This is a genomic window from Rhodanobacter sp. BL-MT-08, from assembly GCF_054161255.1.
Genome location: NZ_CP167872.1, coordinates 3,681,366 through 3,700,806, shown reverse-complemented (window position 1 = coordinate 3,700,806; position 19,441 = coordinate 3,681,366). Strand labels below are relative to the sequence as shown.

Genomic DNA, 19,441 nt, shown 5'->3' with positions numbered 1-19,441 from the left:
GTGACATCGATGACAGGCTGCATCGCGGGGATTCTGCCACGCAGATCGTGCTGTCGCGTGAAAAGAGCCTCCCGCATCCGTGGCTGGCGGGAGGCTCATGACGACTTCGTTTACACCGCCAGCTCCAATTCCGCACGCAGCTGCCGTGCGCTGTGAACCATATGCTGCAGCGCCTGTTCCACCTCGGGCCAGCCCCGCGTTTTCAGGCCGCAGTCGGGGTTGATCCACAGCTGCTCCGGTTGCAGCACGTCCAGCGCCTTGTGCAGCAGATCGATCATTTCCGAGGCATCGGGCACGCGCGGTGAGTGGATGTCGTAAACGCCGGGGCCGATGCCGTTGGGATAACGGAAGCGCACGAACGCGTCGAGCAGCTCCATGCGCGAACGGCTGGTCTCGATCGAGATCACGTCGGCGTCCATGGCGGCGACCGCCTCGATGATGTCGTTGAACTCCGAGTAGCACATGTGCGTGTGGATCTGCGTGGCGTCGCGCACGCCGCCGGCCGTGATGCGGAAACATTCCACCGCCCACGCCAGATACGCCGGCCAGTCCGCGCGGCGCAGCGGCAGGCCCTCGCGCAGCGCCGGCTCGTCGATCTGGATCACGCGGATGCCGGCGCTTTCCAGATCGTGCACCTCATCGCGCAACGCCAGCGCGATCTGCCGGCACACCGTCTCGCGCGGCAGGTCGTCGCGAACGAACGACCACTGCAGCATGGTGACCGGCCCGGTCAGCATGCCCTTCATGGGTTTGTCGGTCAGCGACTGCGCGTATTGCGACCAGCGCACCGTCATCGGCGCGGGCCGCGCAACGTCGCCGAAGATCACCGGCGGTTTCACGCAGCGCGAGCCGTAGCTCTGCACCCAGCCCAGCTTGGTGAACAGATAGCCGTCCATTTGCTCACCAAAATACTCGACCATGTCGTTGCGCTCCGGCTCGCCGTGCACCAGCACGTCCAGGCCGATGTGTTCCTGAAAACGAACGGCGCGTTCGACTTCTGCCTCGAGTACTGCGTCGTAGCCGGCGTCATCGAGCTGGCCTGCGCGGTGTGCGGCACGGGCCTTGCGCAGCGCGTCGGTCTGTGGAAAGGAGCCAATCGTGGTCGTCGGCAGTGGCGGGAGCGTGAGTGTTTCGGACTGAACGATCTGCCGTGTGGCATACGCCGACCGGCGCAGCGTTGCCTTGGGTCCAAGTGTGCGTAAGCGCGCGCGCACTCCGCTATCGACGACGCCGGGCGCATGCGCTTGCGCATCGAGTAGCGATTGCTGGGCGCTAAGCGCGGCGGCCGCTTCCGGGATGCCGTACAGCGCATCGGCGTACACGCGCAGCTCTTCGATCTTTTGCCGGGCAAAGGCCATCGCTACGAGACGTGATGGATCGAGCGCGGTCTCCGCCTTGAGATCTATCGGCACGTGCAGGAGCGAACACGACGGCGCGACCCACAGGCGTTCGCTGCCGACGCGTGCCTGCGCCTTTTTCAGCAGCGCGGTGACGCGCTCGGGGCGACTGCGCCAGATATTGCGCCCATCGACCACGCCGGCGCTGAGCACGCTGCCCTCGGGCAGCGCATCGAGCACGGCATCGAGCTGTTCCGGCGCGCGGACCAGATCGATGTGCAGGCCGTCGACGGGCAGGCTGGTCGCCAGCGCGAGATTGTCCCCCAGCGCGCCGAAGTAGCTGGCCAGCAGCAGCCGCGGCGTGCGCGCGGCGGCCAGCGCGGCGTACGCCTGGCGATAGGCGGCATGGTCGTCGCTGTCCAGATCGAGCACCAGGCACGGTTCGTCCAGCTGCACCCACGCCGCGCCGGCATTGGCCAGTTGACCGAGCAATTCGACGTAGACGCGGACCAGATCATCCAGCAAATCCAGGCGATCGCTGCCGTCGACGCTTTTCGACAGCAGCAGGAACGATGCCGGCCCCAGCAGCACCGGCCGCGTGGTGTGACCTTGCGCCTGCGCCTCAAGGAATTCGGCCAGCGGCTTGTTGGCATTCAGGGCGAAGCGCTGGCCGGCCTCCAGTTCCGGCACCAGGTAGTGGTAGTTGGTGTCGAACCACTTGGTCATTTCCAGCGCGTGCAGATCGTGACCGCCGCGCTTGTGGCCGCGAGCCATGGCGAAATAGCCGTCCAAAGGATTTTCATCGAATACGGGCCGATAGCGCGCCGGTATCGCATCGAACAGCACCGCGGTGTCCAGCACGTGGTCGTACAGGCTGAAGTCGTTGCACGGCACCACGTCGGCACCGGCATCCACCGCCAGCTTCCAGTGCCGCCGCCGCAGCATGGCGGCGGTGTCGAGCAGCGCCTCGGCGCTGCTGTCGCCGCGCCAGTGCGATTCGAGCGAGCGTTTCAGCTCGCGTTTGAGTCCGATGCGTGGAAAACCGGAATAAGTAACGAGTGACATAAAAATTCCTCTTGCATGATGGGCAAAGAGGAACGAAGGGTGGCCGGCAACCGCGCCGCGCCGTTGACCTTCGCCCCCGCGGGCGAACCGACGCTTGCGCGGGGCGTGCGAAGACAGCGCGGCGGCCGCGGACACGGCGACGCGATGGCTCCGGTGCTTCCCCGCGGAAACGCCAGGTCGGGCGGAAGTGCGTTGCCGCACTTTCGGCTGAGGCAGGTATTCGGGCTCGTGGACGTTGTGCTTGCGCCTACTGTCCGCCGCTTCCCGGGCTATTGGCCCAGTGCGTGTGACGGAGTTCGTTTCCACCTACCGCTGCGGGGCAGCGCCGGCTTGGTACCGGCTTCCCTTTTCATTTCATCTCTCTATTCGCATAGAAAGATGAAAACCTTCAGCGGGGCTGAAGTTAGTCCGGTGCCGGACTCAAGTCAATGATGCGTTTCGGCCAGATGCGGCGCTGATCCACTCAGCGGCTATGGAGGGCGGCTTGTTCGCCCTTGTCACGCATGGCTTCGTGCTCGCGGATAAAGCGGACGATGTCAGCCAGTGTCGGCGCGTGATGGCGCAGCGGTCGCGATATGGAGAACAGCAGCGGCGAGTGGCCGATGCCGGGATACAGCTTGAGGGTGACGTCCTCGTGCTCCGCCAGCATGGTCTTGTCCAGCGACAGCGCATTGGAGGGATCGACCTCGTGATCGCCGGTGCCCTGCAAAAGCAGCATCGGCGGCTCGTGCCCGCTGACGTAGCGAACGGGCTGCGCACGGGCCTGCTCGGCCAGCGTGTGGCCGAAGGTGCCGAGCATGTCTTTTTCGCTAGCGGGAATCGGCATGAAATCGTAAACCCCGGCCAGCCCGATAAATCCGGCCAGATCGCGCGGCCGCATGCCGTAAGGCTTCAGCCATTCGGGATCGGTGCTCAGCAACGCCGCGATCTGGCCCCCGGCCGAGTGGCCCATCACGAAGAGGTTGTTCGGATCGCCGCCCATTTCGGTAGCGTGGGTGTGGGCCCAGGCCACCGCCCGAGCGCCGTCCTGCATAAAGCCGTCCATCGTCACATGGGGGTATTTGCGGTAGTCGGGTATCACCACCAGGATGCCTTGCGCCGCCAGCGCCGTGCCGACAAAGCGATACCACTGGCGTTTGCCGTGGGTCCAGTCACCACCGTAAAAGAACACCACCATCGGCGCACGGCTGCTAGTCAGCGGCCCGGCGTTTGCCGGCAGATAAACGTCGAGCGCCAGGTCGTGTGGGGCATCGAACACGATATTGCGCTGCTGCTCGATGCCGCGATGCTGGTCCGTGCTGTTGAGTCCGGCGAACAGCGTCGCCCGGCAACTGCCGAGCAGCAGCAGGCTGGCCAGCAACGCGCAGCAGCGCAGGGGCCGTGACAAACGGGCGAAGTGTGGCAGGTGCAACGTCATGGTCGACAGGTGCGATAACCGCGGTGCGAAGGACGCCGATGATGCGCCAATCCGGTTGCAAGTGGTTGCGGCGGCCGCGATACGGTGGCGCGTCTAGGCGGCCAAACGCTCGCCAGCGCTCAACGCTTCGAAATAATCCCGGGTCAACCGCATCTGCGCCTCGGCCGATTCGGCCTGATTGACGACCTGTCGAAACGCGACGTTCTCCGGTCGGTCCTTGGCATACCAGCCCAGATGCTTGCGCGCGATGCGCACGCCGGCCAGTTCGCCGTAGAACGCGTAGAGCTGTTCGAGGTGACCGAGCAGAATTGCGCCGACCTCCGACGGCGTCGGCTCGGGCAGCAGGTCGCCGGTGGCAAGGTAATGCGCAATCTCGCGGAAGATCCACGGCCGCCCCTGCGCGCCGCGGCCGATCATCACCGCGTCGGCGCCGGTGCTATCCAGCACGTGCCGGGCCTGTTGCGGCGTGGTGACGTCGCCGTTGGCCAGCACCGGAATGCGCACCGCCGCTTTCACCGCGCGAATGGTGTCGTATTCGGCCTCACCCTCGTACCTGTCGGCGCGGGTGCGGCCGTGTACGGCCAGCGCGGCGATGCCGCTGTCTTCGGCGATATGCGCGATCGTCAGCGCGTTTTTATTCTGCCGGTCCCAGCCCGTGCGGATCTTCAACGTCACTGGCACATCAACCGCTTCGACCACGGCTCTGACGATGCGCGCCACCAGCGGTTCGTCCTGTAGCAAGGCCGAACCGGACCAGACGTTGCACACCTTCTTGGCCGGGCAGCCCATGTTGATGTCGATCAGCTGGGCGCCGTTGGCGACATTGAAGCGCGCCGCTTCGGCCAGCATGGTCGGGTCGTAGCCGGCGATCTGCACGCTGACCGGCTCCGGTTCGCCGGAATGGTCCATTCTTTGCATCGATTTGCGCGTGTGCCAGAGACGGGGGTCCGCGTTGGTCATTTCCGACACCGCCAGTCCGGCGCCCAGCCGTTTGCACAGCAGGCGGAAAGGCTTGTCGGTGACGCCGGCCATGGGCGCGAGCACCACGGGCGGGTCGATGCGGTAAGGGCCTATCTGCATGGTCGCATTGTAAAGGTCGCGCCGGAATGCGTCTGGTTGATTATCATGAAACCACGGGCGCCTGAAGTGAGTAGCCGATGACGCGGGGAATCAGGGGACTGCCGGTTCTTGTAATGGCGCTGCTATTGCCGGCGCTGGCCGCGGCCGCCTCGCCGATGAACAGCCTGCGTGGCCGCGCGGTCAGCGATCCGCATGGCGTGATTGACGACGTCCGCCAGCAGCTTGATCGTTCGGGTTCGGGCCTGACCGCGGTACAGGAACGGGCGCTGCTGTGGGGCATGGGTACCGCGGCCATCAACGCCAACGACGACGCGGCTTTTGCCGAGGCGACCCTGCGCCTCGACGGTCTGGCGAGCGCCAGCAATGATCCGGTCGCCGCCGCCGCGGCCGGGTTCCTTCGTTCACGCCACGACATCGCCAACGGCACCGGCGACGGCATGGGCGAGGCCTTGCGCGCCGCCGACAAGGTGCTGGGCAACGCCGATCCCGAACTGGTCGCGTGGGCGCGCTTCCAGCTGTGCGATGCCTACACGCTGGACGAAAAGCCCGATCGTGCGCTGCCGCTGTGCCGGCAAGTGAAAGGCGATTATCTGGCGCTGGGCGACGAATGGGGCGTGGGCGACGCCGAGAACGACGAAGGCATTGCGCTGGCCACGCTCAATCGGGTCGGTGAAGCGGCAAAATCCTACGAAAGCTCGCGTCGACATTTCAAATTGGCCGGCGGCCCGCGCATGGCGGTCTCCGTTGGCGACAATCTTTCGCAGATGTACCTGAAGCAGGGGCGCGCGCGCGAGGCGCTGCAGCTGTCGCAGACCTCGCTCAAACAGGAGCTGGCGGATGGTCGCATCAGCGACTCGATAGGCTCCAGCACCGATATCGCCCGCGCGATGGCGGCACTGGGCGAGTACCGCCAGGCCTATGCGCTGATGAAAGCGACGGTCGCCAAGGCCCGCACGGCTGGCATGAACGGCCAGCTCAGCGATCTTCTGGAAGTGGAAAGCAGCGTGGCCGAACAGGCCGGCGACCTGCGCCAGGCGCTTGCCGACGAGCGTGAGGTCGTCAAACTGGAAAACGCGACCAACACGCCGGCACTGCGCGCGATCGAAGCGGAGCTCGAGCAGCGCTACGCCGCGCGAGAAAAGGAACTGCGCATCGATGATCTGGAGCGCACCAATCACGATCAGAAACTGGAGTTGAAAACCGCACAGGCGGAGGCGGCACGACGGGATGAAATGCAGCAGCGCCAAAAACTGGCCAATCTCGTGGTGACCATTGTGGTGGTCGGGCTGGTGCTGTTCGCCGGGCTGCTTTTCATGCTGCTGCGTGGGCAGCGGCGGCACGCGTCGGAAATGCGCGCGCAGGCGCTGTGCGATCCGCTTACCGGCATTGCAAACCGCCGCGCGTTTCAGCAGCGTGCCACGGCGTTGCTGGCAAGCCATCGCGATATGCGCGATCCGCTGCACGTGCTGATGCTGATCGACTTCGATCACTTCAAGCACATCAACGACACTGTCGGTCACCAGCAGGGCGACCGCGTGCTGGTGCTGGTGGCCGATTACCTGCGGCGCGCCATTGGGGCTGCGGGTCACCTCGCCCGCATCGGCGGCGAAGAATTCATTGTGCTGTGCCCGCAGCTGGGCGCGGAAGATGGCATGCGGCTGGCCGAAACGCTGCGCGCCGGCGTCGCTTCGCTGGCGCTGCCCGAAGAGCTCGGCGTGCCGCAGATCACCATCAGCATCGGCGTCGCGCTGTTCGACGGCGAGCGCTGCCACGACGTCTCAAGCTGGATGCGTGCGGCGGACACCGCGCTGTATTCGGCGAAGTCATACGGTCGCGATCGAGTGGTGGCGAGCACGCTGGTATCCTGACGCCCCCTTCGTTGGATGCGAGAACATGCTGCGCCGATTTCTTTGCGGATTACTGTTACTCCCCGCGCTGGCTTCGGCGCATCACTCGCAAAGGCATGCCGACGACGGCTCCCGCGGTCTGCGCAACGTCACTGTACTAATCGTTCGCCATGCCGAAAAACCCGACCAGGACGATGGTCCGAACAGCCGCGGCCTCACGCCACGCGGCGAGCGGCGCGCCGAGGCTTACGCCAACTATTTCGACCCGCTGCGCATCGACGGCCAGACGCTGCATCCGCAGCGTTTGATTGCCACCAGCGACAGCAAGAACAGCGAGCGCCCGCGGCTGACGCTGACGCCGCTCGCAACGCGCCTGCAGCTTCCGCTGGAACAGCCGTTTGCCGACAAGCAAGTGGACAAGCTTGTCGAGTCCTTGCGCTGGCAGAACCAAGCCGGCGTGGTGCTTATCGCCTGGCATCACGGCGAGCTGGGCAACCTGATCAACGCGTTCGGCGGCGATCTGAAAACCTTGGTGGGCAAGGACAAGTGGCCTGGCGACGTTTACAACTGGCTCATCGTGCTGCGCTTCGATGATCGCGGCCAGCTGATTCCGTCCACCAGCCATCTGGTGCAGGAGCATCTGCTGCCGGGCGACTGATCAGTCGGCGATGGCACCCGTTGCGGTATCTCCTGCGCCGTGCGGATGCATGACGGCGCCACGATCATGCCGGTGCTTGAACAGGATCGAAAACAGCACCGCCACCGCGAGCGCGTACAGGGCAAAGGCGATCCAGATGTCGTGCCAGTCCTTGCTGCCATCGGCACGGATAAACCACGCATCGATAATCAGGCCGCTGAGCGAGCTGCCCAGCACGGCGCCGACACCGTTGGTCATCAGCATAAACAGGCCCTGCGCGCTGGCCCGAATAGCCGGATCGCTCTGCCCCTCCACAAAGAGCGAACCGGAGATGTTGAAAAAGTCGAACGCCATGCCGTAGACGATGCACGACAGCACGATCATCCAAAGCTGCGGGCCGGGATTGCCGTAGGCAAAAAGCCCGAAGCGCAGCGTCCACGCCAGCATGCTGATCAGCATCACTGTCTTGATGCCGAAGCGCTTCAAGAAAAACGGAATCGCCAGAATGAACAGCGTTTCCGATATCTGCGAAATCGACATGATGATCGCCGGATAGCGCACCGCTATCGTGCCCTTGTACGCACCGACCGTGGCGAAGTCGTGCAGAAACGTATCGCCATAGGCATTGGTCAACTGCAGCGCCGCACCCAGCAGCATCGCAAACAAAAAGAAGATCGCCATCTTGCGATCGCGGAACAGCTTGAACGACGTCAGCCCCAGCGTATCCAGCAGCGACTTGCCGCGCAGCTGGTCTAGCTTGGGCCGACACGGGGGCAGGGTGAACGCATACGCGCCCAGCAGCAGCGACGCGCCGGACGCAACATAGAACTGGCCCGTCGTCGTTTCCAGATGCAGCAGGCTCACCACCCACAGCGCCGCGATAAAGCCAATCGTGCCCCACACGCGGATCGGCGGGTAGTCGATCACCACATCGCGCCCCTCAGCCTTCAGCGCCGAATACGCCACCGCGATCGACAGCGATATCGTCGGCATGTAGCACATCATGTTGAGCAGCATCACCCAGAAAAACGTCGTCGGGTTGTCGATCAACGGCGTGGCAAAAAGCACGGCGGCGCCGCCCAAATGCAGCAGGCCATACAGCTTTTCGGCATTGACCCACTTGTCGGCCACCATGCCCATCAGTGACGGCATGAACATCGACGCAATGCCCATCGTCGAAAAAATCGCACCGAACTGCGCGCCCGACCAGTGCCGGTTCTGAAACCAGTAAGCGCCAATCGTGATCAGCCACGAACCCCACACAAAAAACTGCAGAAAGTTCATGGCGATCAGGCGCGACTTGATACTCATCGATTCCCCATCGTGGTAGCCCTACTTCACCACACGCTTTACCCATGCCGCGGCACACGCCGGGCAGCCTTTAGTTTGTCGAAGGGTAGAGTCTGCGGCAGGCAAGGGCAACCTGCGCCTGCGCTGGCAGATCGTAAACTTATCGAGTGTTTAGCTGGACGCCACTCAGCGACACGCTTCGGCTAAAGTTATATCGCGGTAAAGCTGGCCGCATTGATTTGATGATGTTCGACGCCGCGATCTCGACGCGCATGCGCGCTTGTTCCGAGAGAAAAGGATGGCGCACTCGGCGTTGGCACTGGCGCTGCCTGCATCGGCGGCTGTGCTTGCGGCTGATTCACCTGTCGCGCCGCCTTGCTGCTCTGTTCGATCGGCGTGTTGAGCGCGGGCAGGGTCGGCACCTGCGCATACTTCGGCGCTGGCATTCCGTGCTGCACGGCAAACACGTGCGAACCGTCGTCGGTACTGAGCGCGACGGTGTCGATACGCGTCAGGCCTTCTTGCTTGGTGGCTACCACCAGCGCCGCGGCGAGGTTGGCGCTGTGCTGGTCGGAGGTACGGCCAGCCTGGGCGTCGAGTTGGCGCACGCCGGCGAGTGCCTGTTCGAAGAGGGCATGGTCGGAATTCCTCGGATTGTCGAGTCCCGGCGATGCCACTTTGGCGGCAGCCTGGGTCTGCGCATGTAAAGCCTCCAGCGTCTTCGGCCCCACATTGCCATCGACGGCCAAATGGTGATCGTGCTGAAACGCCTCGACGGCAGCCTTGGTGGCAGGCCCGAAGTGGCCATCTATATGCAAGGCTTTGCCCTGCGCATCGGTGTAGCCAAGGTGGTTGAGGTCGGTTTGCAGTTGGGTGACGGTGAGACCCGTGCTCCCACCTGACAATCCACGTGCGACATTCACGTGATCGCTGTGCGATGCGTCTGAATGGCTTGCTAGCGTGTTTGCATAGCCCGCCTGTGCCTCTTTGATGGCACGTTGCATCGTCGGTCCGTTGTACACAGCAGCGAGTTGCTCGGCATACTTTGGGTCGGTGGCATAACCGGCTCTTTGCAACGCGTTGGCTTCTTTCTCGAGGTGGCCCTTGGTGTCGGCATCGAACAAACCGCTTTTGGCATAGCGCGGGTTCTCTTGCAAAAACTTTACGCGGTCACGCAGTGATTCCTCCACAGAACCATAAACGCGAAATTCCGCATTGACCATCACCCGCTTGCCGTGCTCAAACTCGGGTACAAGGAAGGACTTTGTGGGACCGTGCCAGTCCGGCGATGCCTTGATGTTAAAAATGTTGTTTGTTCCTGGTAGAACCTTTTCGCCCCAGCCCGTTTCCAAAGCGGCTTGCGCTAGAATCAACTCTTTGGACATCCCTGTCTCCTGCGATACCTTGGTAGCGGCGGGGTACAGATCTGCGATGAATTGCTCTTTGTCGTTCATGACAAGGTTCTCCTTAGGGTTTTAAATCATCGTTCCCCTCCACGTCAGACTAGTTGTCGCCTCGTTTGATTTGATCAATCACACTGGAAGGCGGCAGCGAGCGAGAGCATGAAATGGGTACGTTACACAGCCGAACAGCGGCAATGGGCGATCGAACAGATGGGGCCACCGACGAACCGCCGAATCCGTGCGTTGGCCTTGGCGTCGGGCATTACGGAAGTCACGCTGCGGACGTGGCGAAATGCAGCGCTGATCGAGGGATCGCTGGTGCGTAAGGACAGCGGACAAAGCGAGCGTTGGTCCGGTCCGGAGAAATTTCGGATCGTGGTGGAAAGTGCGCCGATGAATGAGGCAGAGCTCTCCGAGTACTGTCGCCGGATAGGGTTGCTGCCGGAGCAGATCCGGCAATGGCGCGTGGCGTGCGAGCAGGCCAATGCGCCGATGACCACCGCCCAAGGTGTGGTGAAGCCCGATAGCGGCATGGCGCGCGAGCGCATCAGGCAGTTGGAGCGCGAACTGCGCCGCAAGGATGCGGCGTTGGCGGAAACCGCCGCGCTGTTGGTGCTGCGAAAAAAGCCGAGGCGATCTGGGGCAAGGACGAGGACGCATGACCTCTCCCTCAGATCGCCGCGAGGCGTTGGCTCTTCTCGATGACGCGGTGGCTGCCGGGGCGCGGCTTGCGCCAGCCTGCGCGATGCTGGCGCTGAGCATCCGCACGGTGCAGCGATGGCGGCAGAAGCCCGAAGATGCGCGCCCACAGGCGCATCGGCCCGCACCGGCCCATCAGCTCAGTGACGAAGAACGTCGGCACCTTCTGGCCGCCGCCAACGAACCGGCCCATGCCCAGATGACGCCGCACCAGATCGTGCCGAAACTGGCCGATGAAGGCATCTTCCTGGCCAGTGAGTCGACGTTTTACCGCGTGCTCAAAGCGGCCAGTCAAACCGCGCATCGGGGACGCAGCAAGGCGCCCCAGCGTCGTGCGCCCACCACCCATAGGGCGACCGGCCCCAACCAGGTCTGGTGCTGGGACATCACCTGGATGCCCAGCACCGTCAAGGGCCGCTACTTTTACTGGTACATGGTCAAGGACATCCACAGCCGCCTGCTGGTGGCCAACGAGGTGCACGAGGCCGAGTCATCCGATCATGCCAGTGACTTGATCAGGAAGGCCTGTTTGCGCGAACGCATCGTCGGTCGGCCGCTGGTGCTGCACTCGGACAATGGCTCGGCGATGAAGGGTGCCGTCATGCTCGCCACGCTTCACGAACTTGGCGTCGCCTCGTCGTTCAGTCGTCCGCGGGTGAGCAACGACAACGCCTACGCCGAAGCGCTGTTCCGCACGGCGAAGTACTGCCCGCTCTGGCCCGAACGCCCCTTCGACACGATCGACGAGGCGCGCGTATGGGTCAACCGCTTCGTCGCCTGGTACAACCACGAGCACCGCCACAGCGCACTCAACTACGTCACGCCCAGCCAGCGCCACTGCGGTCATGCAGAACGCCTGTTGGCCGCACGTGCCGAGCTCTATGCGAAGGCACGTCAACGACATCCCGCGCGCTGGGCGCGGCATACGCGCGACTGGACACTCGCCAACGAGGTCTATCTCAACCCAGAACGAACCGAACTGAAGCACGCGGCATAACGCACGACGCGACAACTACCTTGACGCACGCCGGTTCAAACGAAGCGTAAACGTTCCTTGCTGCTCATGGTCGGCGTCCAGTCGGTCATGTCCTTCAACGACAAGACGATCAGCGTGCCAGGTAAAATGGGTCGCGCCTTCGTCGACCCATGCGGAATAAGCGGTCGGTACGTCGATATCCTGTTGGATTTGCACTTTTCCGTTTGTGGCTCCCAACTTCACCACGCGCAGCAGGGTTTGCGAAAGCGACTGCTCTGACTGTGTATCGGACTGCAGCAGAACGTAAACTGACTCGCCCCGCCGTGTGCAATGCGTTGCGCGGCTTTGATACATCTCCGGCGGCACATCGAGTGACGTTATCCAGAGCAGGCGTTTGCTGGCTTGCTCTGCCACGTAGACGACGGGCTTTTGGTTGATGCCGTCCACGTCGGTCGTGCGTCCAGCTACGCATATTTGGTTGTTGCCAATGGACTCAGATGCATAAGCAGTAAACCGATCGGGGAGCGTCGGCCGCATCGCATGCGCCGATGCGGCCTGGCTGTAGGGGTTGTGGGTTAATGCTTGCGCTGAGGATGGCTGGTGGGCCGAACCCGATTGCGCGCGCCCGGCGCCTGGTAATAAACAAGGCAACGCGATAAGTAGCGTCAATGCGAGTGCGTAATTTCTTTTCATCAATCGACTATCGCTGTTGGAGACAAGATGTGATGTTTTGTGTTGCCCGGCGCGTTTGTTGACTAGCTCGGTATAGCCGTTTTCGCTTGATGTGCCTCAGCCGGAAGGCCGCGTGCCGTATTCGGCAATGATGGCGGTCAGGATGGCGCCGTTCTGTCCGCCTTGGCTCCCGGGACATTCGCTAAGCCACCGTTGCCTGTTCAAGGCAGTGGCCGGCCAATCGATGCTTTCCTCGTCGTAGATATATAACGTGGGCGAAAAAAACGCCTCGACCGGAGCATCGCAGCCGGGTACGTTTTCCTTGCCCTGAACCCTGCCTGCCATGCACAAAAAGCTGGCACACACATCCTGGGCATGAACTGGAGCGGCCGTCAGGCTGGCGGCGGCACCAAGAACGACAGTGGCGAGCAGGGAGTGCAGTTTCATGACAGGTCTCCTGAAATCTGGCGGCGCGCTTTCATGCGTGTGGTTACTGAATACGGACAGGGAGGCTGCAGGCGCTGTAGACAATTTTGCAGGCATTTGAGCCGCCGCAATGATCTAGCGCTTGCTGTTCTGCTTGTTCTTTGCTGGGCGCACTAGAACCGTTCGTGTGCTCTCCACCTACTGCGACAGCTGCACACTGGTTGTAGTAAGTAATAAATACTTTGCAATGCTGTCCTCCATTACGGCTGCAGATGGAGGTCGCGATCCGGATGGCTTGATCCTTTGATGGCTGGTTCTCTGCGGTGCCAGCACCGCCATCCGGGTCATCTACGATAGCGCCCCATCGGTCAGCCCAGACGGCGCGGGGTTGCTGTGGCTGGTGACGTGGATTAGGTGCCTGCTGTGGGCTCAATTCTTCGGGAGGAATGCATTGGCCACCCGTATCCACACCGGTTGCGCATTGGGCTGCTGCGACTGTTGTGCAGAGGACAAAAAGCAAAGGAATTAATGCATGGATAGTTTTCACGAGTTCGGCCCTTGAGATCCCGATCCATTTGCTTGACCAATAGCACTACCTTGCTTAATCCCGGGATTCGTATTCTGGTATCCGCTGCTGCTCAAGGCACTAAGTGAGGTTCCGCTTTGGTAAGCATTTTGCGACGACTGATTTGTTGGCGCTGACCCACCCCCTGCTGCAGCGCTGCGCCCCAGCGCCGTCTGCTGCTGTGCCGCGGAAGCGGCGGATTCCCGGCCGACCATGCCGAACGGTGAGTAGGACTGGAACTGCCCCAGCGTGCCCTGAAAGAAAGCCGCCGCCATTGGCGGAGCGGAAATAATCAAGGTAGTGAGAATCAAACCGATGCCGCCCTGCTGCAGGGCCATGGAGTTGAGGCCGTCGGTGGACAGTGCGCCGTTGGTGGCCATGGAGGCGACGTATTGGGCGATGTAGGCGGCGGTGATGGCGGTCAGCATCTGCATGGCGAAGGTGATCATGACGCTGAGCACGGCCAGGGAAAATAACGTGCCTATGCCGTAGAGCAGCCATCGGCTGAACAGCGAAGCGGTCTGCTTGAACAGCAGGCAGATGATGAACAGGGGGCCGAAGCCGATGAACAGGGCCAGGGCGATCTTGTTGAGCAGCAGCAAGGCGCCGGCGATGACCGCCGGTCCGGCGACGCCGGCACCGGACATCCACTTGTCGCGCGCCAGGTCGCTGGCGACGTTGCTGTTGCCGCCATCCTCGATGGTGTCGATCGTGGACAGGCCCAGTTGCATGGCGGCCAGGTTATCGTCGATGGACTGAAAAGGGCTGGCGCTCTTGCCGGTAACCAGCTGGACGATGGCGGTAGAGACACCGTCGGAAAGCGTCCAGTAGAGTCCCTGGGAGGTAGCGGCCATGCTGGTGGCGACGCCGATGATCAGCACGGCACGCAGGGAGTCGCCGACCAGGACCATCATCGGTTCGCGGGACTGGCAGGTCACGATGCACACTACCCGCACCGGTTTGCACAGCATCGCTTTTACTCGGCCCGCATGCCGTACTCGGCAATGATGGCAGTCAGAATGGCGCCGTTCTGTCCGCCCAGGCTGCCGGGACACTGGCTAAGCCACTGTTGCCGGTTCACGGCGGTGGCCGGCCAATCGATGCCTTCCTCGTCGTAGACATAAAGCATGGGCGAAAAAAACGCCTCGATAGGAGCGTCGCAGCCAGGCACGTTTTGTTTGCCCTGAACCTTGCCGGCCATGCACAAAAAGCTGGGGCAGGTGCTTTGGGCATAGATCGACGTGGCCGTGAGGCTGGCGGTGGCGCCGATAACTACGGTGGCGAGCAGGGCATGCGGTTTCATGGAGGGTCTCCTGATCCTTGTGATCCTTGTATGAAATGATTTTCAGACGTGGTGGTTACTGGACGCGGACGGGGAGGCTGCAGGCGCTGTAGACGATCTTGCAGCCGGACGAACCATTTGCTTGGCAGGTTTCCATCGCAGAATTCTGCGCTTTGGTCTGTGTTTCATCATTTGCAAATCCGACGTTTGTTGCTCCCCAAGCCAAGGCTGCGCATCCATTGCCGTAAGCCAGTTCTAATTTGCAGTGCTGGCTATTGCTCTTCGATGCACAACGCTGCAGTGACTCCGCGCTGGCGGCGGATTTGCTGGTTTGATTCTCTGAGACACCGACGCTCGATGTACCGCTGTCGATGGCGATCGCACCCCATCGGTCGGCCCAAACAGTACGAGGTTGTTGTGGCTGGTGACGTGGAATAGGCGCCTGCTGTGGACTCAGCTCGTCGGGAGGTACGCACTCCCCGCCGGTATCCACCCCTGTAGCGCATTGGGCGGCTGCAATTGCCGTGCAGAAGACAAAAAACAATGGAATTAATGCGTAGGTAGTTTTCATGAGCCCGGCCCTTGAGATCCCGATCCGTTTGCATTGCCGATAGTGCTGCCTTGCTTGATTCCGGGATTGTTGTTGGAGTAGCTGCTAGCGCCCGTAATTTGAGGTGTGCTGTTTGGCTGGGGAATTACATTTCCCCTTTGAGGACTGCTAGGTGCTGGAGGGGCCGAGTTTGATGACTGCCCCAGAGCCGTCTGCTGCTGCGCCGCAGATACCGCGGACTCGCGGCCGACCATGCCGAACGGTGAGTAGGACTGGAACTGCCCCAGCGTGCCCTGAAAGAACGCCGCAGCCATGGGCGGAGCAGAGATGATCAGCGTAGTGAGAATCAAACCGATGCCGCCCTGCTGCAGGGCCATGGAGTTGAGGCCGTCGGTTGACAGTGCGCCGTTGGTGGCCATCGAGGCGACGTATTGGGCGATGTAGGCGGCGGTGATGGCGGTCAGCATCTGCATGGCGAAGGTGATCATGACGCTGAGCACCGCCAGGGAAAATAACGTGCCTATGCCGTAGAGCAGCCAGCGGCTGAAGAGCGACGCGGTCTGCTTGAACAACAGGCAGATGATGAATAGGGGCCCGAAGCCAATGAACAGCGCCAGGGCGATCTTGTTGAGCAGCAGCAACGCGCCGGCGATGACCGCCGGACCGGCGACGCCGGCACCGGACATCCACTTGTCGCGCGCCAGGTCGCTGGCGACGTTACCGTTGCCGCCATCCTCGATGGTATCGATGGTGCTCAGGCCCAGTTGCATGACGGCCAGGTTATCGTCGATGGACTGAAAAGGGCTGGCGCTTTTGCCGGTAACCAGCTGGACGATGGCGGTAGAGACGCCGTCGGAAAGCGTCCAGTAAAGCCCTTGAGACGTAGCCGCCATGCTGGTGGCCACGCCGATAATCAGCACCGCCCGCAGCGAGTCGCCGACCAGGGCCATCATTGGCGTGCGCCCCGAAGAAGGGATAAACGACTGGCCGGTGATGACGATCCACACGCACGCGGCACCGGCCGCGCGCTCGCGCGCGCAGCCGGTGAGTTCAACCGGGCCCGTCGTGGCCTGCATCGCTATAGCGCCATGCCTGGGGCCGACTGCACCGGCGCTGTGATGGGCGGCGTCTGCACCGGTTCGGGGTGCACCGCCTGCGCCGCTGCGCTGCTTTTGTCGAGTGGCGTGTTCACCGCCTCGGCTGTCGGCACAAAGGCGATCTGCCGCAGTGGCGAGTCATGTCGGCCCTGCACAGCAAAGGCGTGCGATCCGTCCTCGCTGAGCACGACGGTGTCGATGGCGGTCATGCCTTGATGTTTGGCGGATACCACCAATGACGCCGCCAACTGGTCGCTCTGCAGATCGGGGGTGCGGCCTATGCTGGCGTCGAGCTTGTGCACAGCGCTGCGTGCCTGTTCGTACAGCGCGTGGTCGGGGTTCTTCGGATCGGTGAGATTGGGCGCGGCGTGTTTGGTCTGCGCCTGTTGAATGGCTTCCAGCGTTTTCGGTCCGGCGATGCCGTCCACGGTCAAACCGTGATCTTGCTGGAAGCGCTCCACCGCGTGGCGGGTGTCGAGGCCGAAATGACCATCGGCCTGGAGAGGCTGGCCGTGGCCGTCCTTGTAACCGAGCTTGGCGAGGTTGGCTTGCAGGTCGTGGACGCCGGCGTCGCGAGTGTTTTGATCGAGTCCGGTCACTGGCTTCGAGGCGTGGGGCGCGGACGCTGTGCCGGGCAATGCAGCAGCTTCGCCTTTGCCCAGATGCTGCATCACTTCCGGGGTCAAGGTCTTTTCCCACTTCGCGAACTGCGTCTCGCGCGTGTCCAGCCCGTTGTAGCCGCCGTTGATGGCCAGTGTCGCCTTTTTCACATCCTCGTGCGCCGCGCTGGGTACGCGATTTTCCCAATACCACGTAGCGATCTTCGACGCGTTCTCCGGTTCGGCGGCCAGCTCCGGGTGCTTCACCAGATCCAGTCCGAGCGCTTTGCCGGCCGCCGCGTAGTTCTCCTTGCCGGTCAGCTGCATGTAGCCGCGCCCGCGATAGGTATAACCATCACCCGGCTGATCGTTGCCCATGCGTCCGCCGTACATTAACTCGGCCAGTTTCTCGGGCTTGCCGCGCAGCGCTTCGAGGCGCGCGGCATCCAGCACTTGCTCGCCTTCGCGGTGTGCGTACTTTACGGGGATTTGCGCATTGTTGCGGGTGTAGCGGAACCCTTCTTCCAGTCGGCTCAGTCCGTTGGATTCCGCGCTGACCTGCGCCATGAAATTGGCCAGTTCCTTGGGTGAGGTGATGCCCGCCCTGATGGCGTCCTGCAACAGCTGTGTTTCTCGATCCATAGCCATCGATGTAACTCCTGATTAATTTTCAAAAAACGACTCGGCTCCCTGTCTGCCGCATCCCCGCCAGCCATGGCGGGAACTCACTCAAGGCAGTTCAACCTGCGGCAGCGTCGAGGGATCAAAGTCCTTAAACGTCACCTCGCCGAAATCCTTCGACGTCAGGTCGAGTTGTTTTTGTTTGCCGCTGTTCTGATCGGTGACCTCGCGCTTGACCTCATGCAGCAGCCAGTCCTTTTTTTCGGCCGAATAGGCGAAGGTATATTCGTTGGACCAGTGCTGGCTCGAGCCGCCTTCGGTCACGATGGTGAAACGATTGTCGGCAATCTGCGCGTAGCTATACGGGTCGCCGGCGATGCCGCCGCATTGCGCGCACGGCACGATCTTGTCGTTCTGTGCGACTTTCTGCCATTGGTCGGCGTTATCGCGCGCCAGTAGCAGCACCACGCGTGGCGGGCCTTCGCCCAGCTTCTCGTTGCCAGTGACGGGTGGGTCAATGACCAGCAGCGCCTCCGGCTTGCCATCCCCGTTGAGATCGCCTGTCTTGGAGTCCAGCAGCTTGGCGCCGCCGGTGGCGAAACTTTTGAAATCATCCATCGTGCTTCCTTGATGTGGAGTGGATGGGCTGGGCATGACCCCTGCGCTGGAGGCCGCAGCCGGGGTGGGCGCGGTGGGCGCAGTGGCTACGGTGGCGGAGAACGCGTGCTGCGCCGTCGCCGAAAGCACAGGCGATGATTGGCCAGCACCGTGATCATTCCCGCAGGCTGAAAGGAGCAGGCTTGATGCAAGAATGCAGCAGTAGATTGTTTTCATAAGGACCAGAGAATTCGTTGGGGGAGGCTGCATGCAGGGGCAGCGATGTCAGTGGCCGCTACGGCGTTGCGCTTAAATCGTCACACGCTTTATAACGAGTCAACCCTCAGTGGTTAAACGGTACCGCCGAACCATCGCCGGCGCCTTTCCACGAACCGCTCTTGATGGCCTGGGGACAGATCGACTGGTACTGGGCCAGTGACGCGTAGTCGTCGGACGACCACGGCCGGCCATAGGTATCGGGCGGGTCGCACGAGGGGTTCATGGTGAACGTGCCGCTGGCAGGGTCGAGCGGCCACCAGCATCCCTTGAGCCATTCGGCGGGCACGAACTGTCCCTGGGTGCAGAACAGAAACGGATCACCCTGGCGATACGTGAGCCCACCGATGCCGACCTGTGCGGATACGGGCAGGGCGAGCATCAGCGCCATCATGACAATCCAGTGTTTCATGCGGGCTCCTTCCTGGTGAGTGTTGTGTTGGCGTGCTTTGATGGCTGTGTTCGAAATGGGCGTCGCTGCGTGCAGTTAGTGATTAACGAATCCGTTGGGCCATGCTGCACGCGCTGTAGACGATCTTGCAGTTGGTTGTTTTTTCATTGCAATGCTGCAAGGCGTCCGATTCTGCTTCGGATTGATTCGCGTCTCCCGCCGTAAAGTGATGAGTAGATCCCCAAGCAACCGCTGCGCATTGGTTATAGTAAGAAAGAACCAATTTGCAGGCCGGCGCGCCTTGCGAGACGCATTCACTCATCGCGGCATTAATCGCAGCGTCTTTACTGGCATATCCGGTCACAGTGCCTTTGCCCCTGCCGGTTTGGCTGTCTATGACGATTGCTCCCCAACGATCGGCCCATACCGCTTGAGGCTGTGGAGCCATCTGCTGCTCTTGTGGTTGCGCCTGATTGCAAGGCAGCGGCGATCCTGGTGTGCATGGTGGTGGCACACATCCGCCACCGCCGTTCACTCCAGAGCACTGCGACCACGCGAGCGGCACATACAGACATCCCATCATGGCTAGTGTGGAAAGGAATTTCATACGTCTC

19 protein-coding genes and 1 riboswitch are annotated in these 19,441 nt (G+C 62.2%); of the genes, 3 read left to right on the top strand and 16 right to left on the bottom strand.

The window, feature by feature from the left end; translation table 11 throughout:
* Nucleotides 1-110: 110 nt before the first annotated feature.
* The 3 genes from metE to dusB form a co-directional block, all read right to left on the bottom strand.
* A complete protein-coding gene (metE, locus tag ACDK93_RS16505; RefSeq protein WP_458070065.1) occupies nucleotides 111-2,402 on the bottom strand; it encodes a 5-methyltetrahydropteroyltriglutamate--homocysteine S-methyltransferase in 2,292 nt (763 codons plus the stop codon).
* Between the two features lie 194 nt (nucleotides 2,403-2,596).
* Nucleotides 2,597-2,808, bottom strand: a riboswitch (cobalamin riboswitch).
* Nucleotides 2,809-2,865: 57 nt separating this feature from the next.
* The gene (locus ACDK93_RS16500) at nucleotides 2,866-3,819 is read right to left on the bottom strand and encodes an alpha/beta hydrolase (protein ID WP_458070063.1); all 954 of its coding nucleotides are present in this window, start codon (nucleotides 3,817-3,819) and stop codon (nucleotides 2,866-2,868) included.
* 93 nt (nucleotides 3,820-3,912) lie between these two features.
* Nucleotides 3,913-4,899 carry a tRNA dihydrouridine synthase DusB gene (dusB, locus tag ACDK93_RS16495; RefSeq protein ID WP_458070062.1) on the bottom strand — a complete coding sequence of 329 codons (987 nt, stop codon included), beginning with the start codon at nucleotides 4,897-4,899 and terminating at the stop codon, nucleotides 3,913-3,915.
* A gap of 113 nt (nucleotides 4,900-5,012) precedes the next feature.
* Between dusB and ACDK93_RS16490 the strand changes: the two genes are divergently transcribed.
* Together ACDK93_RS16490 and ACDK93_RS16485 are read left to right on the top strand one after the other, a co-directional pair.
* A complete protein-coding gene (locus ACDK93_RS16490) occupies nucleotides 5,013-6,767 on the top strand; it encodes a diguanylate cyclase domain-containing protein (RefSeq protein ID WP_458070060.1) in 1,755 nt (584 codons plus the stop codon).
* A 25-nt stretch (nucleotides 6,768-6,792) separates the two neighbouring features.
* Nucleotides 6,793-7,404 carry a flagellar basal body-associated protein FliL gene (locus ACDK93_RS16485; protein ID WP_458070058.1) on the top strand — a complete coding sequence of 204 codons (612 nt, stop codon included), beginning with the start codon at nucleotides 6,793-6,795 and terminating at the stop codon, nucleotides 7,402-7,404.
* Here ACDK93_RS16485 and ACDK93_RS16480 read toward each other — a convergent pair whose 3' ends face one another.
* Both ACDK93_RS16480 and ACDK93_RS16475 read right to left on the bottom strand, forming a co-directional pair.
* On the bottom strand, nucleotides 7,405-8,694 hold the full coding sequence (locus tag ACDK93_RS16480; RefSeq protein WP_458070057.1) for a nucleoside permease: 1,290 nt from the start codon (nucleotides 8,692-8,694) through the stop codon (nucleotides 7,405-7,407). It abuts the gene before it with no gap.
* Nucleotides 8,695-8,882: 188 nt separating this feature from the next.
* On the bottom strand, nucleotides 8,883-10,127 hold the full coding sequence (locus ACDK93_RS16475) for a glucosaminidase domain-containing protein (RefSeq protein ID WP_458070056.1): 1,245 nt from the start codon (nucleotides 10,125-10,127) through the stop codon (nucleotides 8,883-8,885).
* Nucleotides 10,128-10,235: 108 nt separating this feature from the next.
* Between ACDK93_RS16475 and ACDK93_RS16470 the strand changes: the two genes are divergently transcribed.
* Nucleotides 10,236-11,772 (top strand): IS3 family transposase gene (locus ACDK93_RS16470; protein ID WP_458070055.1). Its coding sequence is split into 2 segments (ribosomal slippage): nucleotides 10,236-10,705 and nucleotides 10,704-11,772, totalling 1,539 coding nucleotides; the frame shifts between segments, so codons are not numbered across the junction.
* Between the two features lie 15 nt (nucleotides 11,773-11,787).
* On the opposite strand, the gene ACDK93_RS16465 is transcribed toward ACDK93_RS16470, so the two are convergent.
* From ACDK93_RS16465 to ACDK93_RS16415, 11 genes are all read right to left on the bottom strand, one after another.
* Nucleotides 11,788-12,444 carry a hypothetical protein gene (locus ACDK93_RS16465; RefSeq protein ID WP_458070053.1) on the bottom strand — a complete coding sequence of 219 codons (657 nt, stop codon included), beginning with the start codon at nucleotides 12,442-12,444 and terminating at the stop codon, nucleotides 11,788-11,790.
* Nucleotides 12,445-12,540: 96 nt separating this feature from the next.
* Nucleotides 12,541-12,870 carry a hypothetical protein gene (locus ACDK93_RS16460; protein WP_458070051.1) on the bottom strand — a complete coding sequence of 110 codons (330 nt, stop codon included), beginning with the start codon at nucleotides 12,868-12,870 and terminating at the stop codon, nucleotides 12,541-12,543.
* 43 nt (nucleotides 12,871-12,913) lie between these two features.
* Complete coding sequence (locus ACDK93_RS16455) at nucleotides 12,914-13,318, bottom strand: DUF4189 domain-containing protein (protein WP_458072506.1); 405 nt, start codon at nucleotides 13,316-13,318, stop codon at nucleotides 12,914-12,916.
* A gap of 74 nt (nucleotides 13,319-13,392) precedes the next feature.
* Nucleotides 13,393-14,385 carry a type IV secretion system protein gene (locus ACDK93_RS16450; protein WP_458070050.1) on the bottom strand — a complete coding sequence of 331 codons (993 nt, stop codon included), beginning with the start codon at nucleotides 14,383-14,385 and terminating at the stop codon, nucleotides 13,393-13,395.
* A 5-nt stretch (nucleotides 14,386-14,390) separates the two neighbouring features.
* On the bottom strand, nucleotides 14,391-14,717 hold the full coding sequence (locus tag ACDK93_RS16445) for a hypothetical protein (RefSeq protein WP_458070049.1): 327 nt from the start codon (nucleotides 14,715-14,717) through the stop codon (nucleotides 14,391-14,393).
* A gap of 55 nt (nucleotides 14,718-14,772) precedes the next feature.
* Nucleotides 14,773-15,267 carry a DUF4189 domain-containing protein gene (locus tag ACDK93_RS16440; RefSeq protein ID WP_458070047.1) on the bottom strand — a complete coding sequence of 165 codons (495 nt, stop codon included), beginning with the start codon at nucleotides 15,265-15,267 and terminating at the stop codon, nucleotides 14,773-14,775.
* Nucleotides 15,264-16,253: a type IV secretion system protein gene (locus ACDK93_RS16435; protein ID WP_458070046.1), complete on the bottom strand. Its 990-nt coding sequence runs from the start codon at nucleotides 16,251-16,253 to the stop codon at nucleotides 15,264-15,266. Before ACDK93_RS16435 ends, ACDK93_RS16440 begins: the two co-directional genes overlap by 4 nt.
* A gap of 71 nt (nucleotides 16,254-16,324) precedes the next feature.
* Nucleotides 16,325-17,590 carry an XVIPCD domain-containing protein gene (locus tag ACDK93_RS16430; protein WP_458070045.1) on the bottom strand — a complete coding sequence of 422 codons (1,266 nt, stop codon included), beginning with the start codon at nucleotides 17,588-17,590 and terminating at the stop codon, nucleotides 16,325-16,327.
* An 81-nt stretch (nucleotides 17,591-17,671) separates the two neighbouring features.
* Nucleotides 17,672-18,181, bottom strand: a complete 510-nt coding sequence (locus tag ACDK93_RS16425; RefSeq protein ID WP_458070044.1) for a hypothetical protein — start codon at nucleotides 18,179-18,181, stop codon at nucleotides 17,672-17,674.
* Between the two features lie 322 nt (nucleotides 18,182-18,503).
* Nucleotides 18,504-18,848, bottom strand: a complete 345-nt coding sequence (locus ACDK93_RS16420) for a hypothetical protein (protein WP_458070042.1) — start codon at nucleotides 18,846-18,848, stop codon at nucleotides 18,504-18,506.
* Between the two features lie 82 nt (nucleotides 18,849-18,930).
* Nucleotides 18,931-19,434, bottom strand: a complete 504-nt coding sequence (locus ACDK93_RS16415) for a DUF4189 domain-containing protein (protein ID WP_458070040.1) — start codon at nucleotides 19,432-19,434, stop codon at nucleotides 18,931-18,933.
* Between the last annotated feature and the right edge of the window lie 7 nt (nucleotides 19,435-19,441).

Coding starts and splice junctions, on each gene's coding strand:
- ACDK93_RS16485 (WP_458070058.1), top strand. CDS start 6,793: ATGCTGCGCCGATTTCTTTGCGGATTACTGTTACTCCCCGCGCTGGCT.
- ACDK93_RS16490 (WP_458070060.1), top strand. CDS start 5,013: ATGGCGCTGCTATTGCCGGCGCTGGCCGCGGCCGCCTCGCCGATGAAC.
- ACDK93_RS16415 (WP_458070040.1), bottom strand. CDS start 19,434: ATGAAATTCCTTTCCACACTAGCCATGATGGGATGTCTGTATGTGCCG.
- ACDK93_RS16450 (WP_458070050.1), bottom strand. CDS start 14,385: ATGCTGTGCAAACCGGTGCGGGTAGTGTGCATCGTGACCTGCCAGTCC.
- ACDK93_RS16475 (WP_458070056.1), bottom strand. CDS start 10,127: ATGAACGACAAAGAGCAATTCATCGCAGATCTGTACCCCGCCGCTACC.
- ACDK93_RS16445 (WP_458070049.1), bottom strand. CDS start 14,717: ATGAAACCGCATGCCCTGCTCGCCACCGTAGTTATCGGCGCCACCGCC.
- ACDK93_RS16460 (WP_458070051.1), bottom strand. CDS start 12,870: ATGAAACTGCACTCCCTGCTCGCCACTGTCGTTCTTGGTGCCGCCGCC.
- metE (WP_458070065.1), bottom strand. CDS start 2,402: ATGTCACTCGTTACTTATTCCGGTTTTCCACGCATCGGACTCAAACGC.
- ACDK93_RS16480 (WP_458070057.1), bottom strand. CDS start 8,694: ATGAGTATCAAGTCGCGCCTGATCGCCATGAACTTTCTGCAGTTTTTT.
- ACDK93_RS16440 (WP_458070047.1), bottom strand. CDS start 15,267: ATGAAAACTACCTACGCATTAATTCCATTGTTTTTTGTCTTCTGCACG.
- dusB (WP_458070062.1), bottom strand. CDS start 4,899: ATGCAGATAGGCCCTTACCGCATCGACCCGCCCGTGGTGCTCGCGCCC.
- ACDK93_RS16500 (WP_458070063.1), bottom strand. CDS start 3,819: ATGACGTTGCACCTGCCACACTTCGCCCGTTTGTCACGGCCCCTGCGC.
- ACDK93_RS16420 (WP_458070042.1), bottom strand. CDS start 18,848: ATGAAACACTGGATTGTCATGATGGCGCTGATGCTCGCCCTGCCCGTA.
- ACDK93_RS16465 (WP_458070053.1), bottom strand. CDS start 12,444: ATGAAAAGAAATTACGCACTCGCATTGACGCTACTTATCGCGTTGCCT.
- ACDK93_RS16425 (WP_458070044.1), bottom strand. CDS start 18,181: ATGGATGATTTCAAAAGTTTCGCCACCGGCGGCGCCAAGCTGCTGGAC.
- ACDK93_RS16430 (WP_458070045.1), bottom strand. CDS start 17,590: ATGGCTATGGATCGAGAAACACAGCTGTTGCAGGACGCCATCAGGGCG.